We start from the raw sequence: 2,369 nt of genomic DNA on the forward strand, positions 1-2,369 counted from the left end.
GGCACTGCCGGCGACACGCTTCGCGGTGGGCGCTTACCTTTCCTTTTGCACAAACCGGACGCTGTTCGAGGCGGTCGCGTCCTCGCTGACCGAGATGTTTTCGCCACTCATCATCGGCGAGCGGGTGCCGGCAATGCTGGCCAAATACGACTACATCACCGAGGATACGCTTGCCTATTTCAAGCAACGGCCCGAACAGGCCTCGCGTGACGCCGACTTCGCCCTTGCCTACGTGCTCAGCCACGCCGATACGGCGGAGCGCCAGCAGCAGGCAATCGATGCACTGGTGTTCAAATGCGATATACTCTGGGCCATGCTTGACGCGCTTCAACACGCCTATGGCGAGCGGGGAAACATACCGCCCGGCGCCTTCCAGCCCGAGGCAGCCCTATGACGGCGCTGCGCGAAAGAGCTGTGGTGTCGTTGCGATCGGTACCTTCGCTGCCGAAGCACGTGCGCATACAATACGATCCCTTGCGGCAGGCATTCGCCGTGCTTTCACCGGAAAAGATATTCTGGCCGAACGATGTCAGTCTCGACATATTGCGACGCTGCGATGGACGGTCCACGGTCGGCGACATCATTGCCGGCCTTGCCGCCGATTATGAGGCCGAACAGGAGGCCGTGGCGACCGACGTCATCGCCTTCCTGCAGGAATGGTCGGACAAGCTGCTGGTGAGGCTATGAGCACGCCCCTCCTCCCTCCAATCGGCATGCTGGCGGAACTGACGCATCGCTGCCCGCTGCAATGCCCTTATTGCTCCAATCCGCTCGAACTGCTCAAGGCCAATCGCGAACTCGACACAGAGACCTGGCTCGCCCTGTTCTCGGAGGCCGCCGATCTCGGAGTGCTCCAGGTGCATCTGTCCGGTGGCGAGCCGACACTGCGCCGCGACCTCGAGCAATTGATCGCCGGGCTTGCGGGGCGCGGCGTCTACACCAATCTGATTACCGCGGGCGTTGGCATCGTCGAGGGCCGTGTCGAGGCATTTGCCGAAGCCGGTCTAGACCATCTGCAACTGAGCTTTCAGGGCGCGCGGCCGGCGACCACGGATCGCATCGGCAACCACAAGGGTGCCCACGAAAAGAAGCTGGAGACGGCACGCCGCGCGCGCGCGGCCGGTCTGCCTCTAACCATCAACGCGCCGATCCATCGCCATAACATCGAGGAGGTGCCGGAATTCATCGATCTCGCCCTTTCGTTGGGCGCGGAGAGGCTCGAGATCGCCAATGTGCAATATGCCGGCTGGGCGTTAACCAATCGCGATCAACTGATGCCGGAGCGTGAAGCGGTCGATAGGCAGGCGGAGATCGTCGCGGAGGCACAGGAGCGGTTGGCCGGCATCATCAACATCGATTTTGTGACGCCGGACTATTTCGCGATCTATCCCAAGCCGTGCATGGGCGGCTGGGCGCGGGACGCCTTCATGGTGACGCCTGACGGCACCGTACTGCCCTGCCATGCCGCACAGACGATCCCGTCGCTCAGCTTCGAGCGTTTCGAACCACGCAGGCTGTCCTCGATCTGGGCCGATTCCCCGGCGTTCAATGCCTTTCGCGGTACGGACTGGATGCAGGAGCCATGCCGCGGCTGTGAGCGGCGCGAGATCGACTGGGGCGGCTGCCGCTGCCAGGCGATGGCGATCGCCGGCGATGCCGCTGCAACGGACCCGGCTTGCGCGAAATCGCCGATCCATGCTCGCATGGCAATGCTGATCGACGAAGCCAAGCGCATTGCCACAGTTCCTTCGAGAGAAGAAGCATTCGTCTACCGGCGGATCGGTGCGGTGACCGAATCCGCCTGACCTGGCGAGAAAGCGCTTCTCACCCCCTCGGCAAGACGCGTAGCGTCTGCTCGTCAAACAATGGCTCGTCCTGGCCGATGCGCACAAAAAGCAGGCTGTACCCCTCACCCGCGGGCACCTCGAAATACTGCATGCCGTCAGGCATTTCACCCCAGTCGCCGCAGGGCGGTTCGGGAATCTCGTCGGAGCTGGCAAGTGCTTTCAGCTCTTTCGCATAGGCGGCGTCGGGGCTGAATGTGTAGCGTTTGACGCCGGCGGGTACCGTGCCCTCGGTGTAAGGCGCCAGCACACAGCGGGCGCTGACGGCCTTGTCGGTCTTTTCCAGGAACAGGCGCTGCAACGCAGCCTCGGCGGTTTCGCCAGGCTTGATGTCAAAGACCTCGACAAGAGGGTCAGCCGCGCCGCCGTCGCTGTATTTGATGGCGAGCGCTTTGCCGGCGAATTCGAAATGGATCTGGCGGAAGCCGAAATCGCAGCGCTGCGTCCAGGCGGCCAGCCCGACAGTTTTGTCAGACAATTTTTCCCAGGCGCATTTGTCGATGGGCGGGCGCGACGGCGCCGGCT

3 protein-coding genes and 1 pseudogene are annotated in these 2,369 nt (G+C 62.9%); 3 read left to right on the plus strand and 1 reads right to left on the minus strand.

Annotated elements, in window-relative coordinates:
* The 3 genes and pseudogenes from ENZ75_RS28955 to pqqE all read left to right on the plus strand — a co-directional run.
* Positions 1 to 394, plus strand: a pseudogene (locus ENZ75_RS28955) (pyrroloquinoline quinone biosynthesis protein C); the annotation flags it as partial.
* Positions 391 to 687: a pyrroloquinoline quinone biosynthesis peptide chaperone PqqD gene (pqqD, locus tag ENZ75_RS28960; RefSeq protein WP_024504366.1), complete on the plus strand. Its 297-nt coding sequence runs from the start codon at positions 391 to 393 to the stop codon at positions 685 to 687. The pseudogene ENZ75_RS28955 and the gene pqqD, both read left to right, overlap by 4 nt.
* Positions 684 to 1,805, plus strand: a complete 1,122-nt coding sequence (gene pqqE / locus ENZ75_RS28965) for a pyrroloquinoline quinone biosynthesis protein PqqE (RefSeq protein WP_063167842.1) — start codon at positions 684 to 686, stop codon at positions 1,803 to 1,805. Before pqqD ends, pqqE begins: the two co-directional genes overlap by 4 nt.
* A gap of 19 nt (positions 1,806 to 1,824) precedes the next feature.
* Here the strand turns inward: pqqE and ENZ75_RS28970 are convergent, their stop codons facing one another.
* Positions 1,825 to 2,322 (minus strand): hypothetical protein, encoded by a 498-nt coding sequence (locus ENZ75_RS28970; RefSeq protein WP_245465364.1) that lies wholly within the window; start codon positions 2,320 to 2,322, stop codon positions 1,825 to 1,827.
* Positions 2,323 to 2,369 lie beyond the last annotated feature (47 nt).

Origin of the sequence: Mesorhizobium sp. M7A.F.Ca.CA.002.04.1.1 (genome assembly GCF_004022805.1) — a bacterium.
GTDB lineage: Bacteria > Pseudomonadota > Alphaproteobacteria > Rhizobiales > Rhizobiaceae > Mesorhizobium > Mesorhizobium ciceri.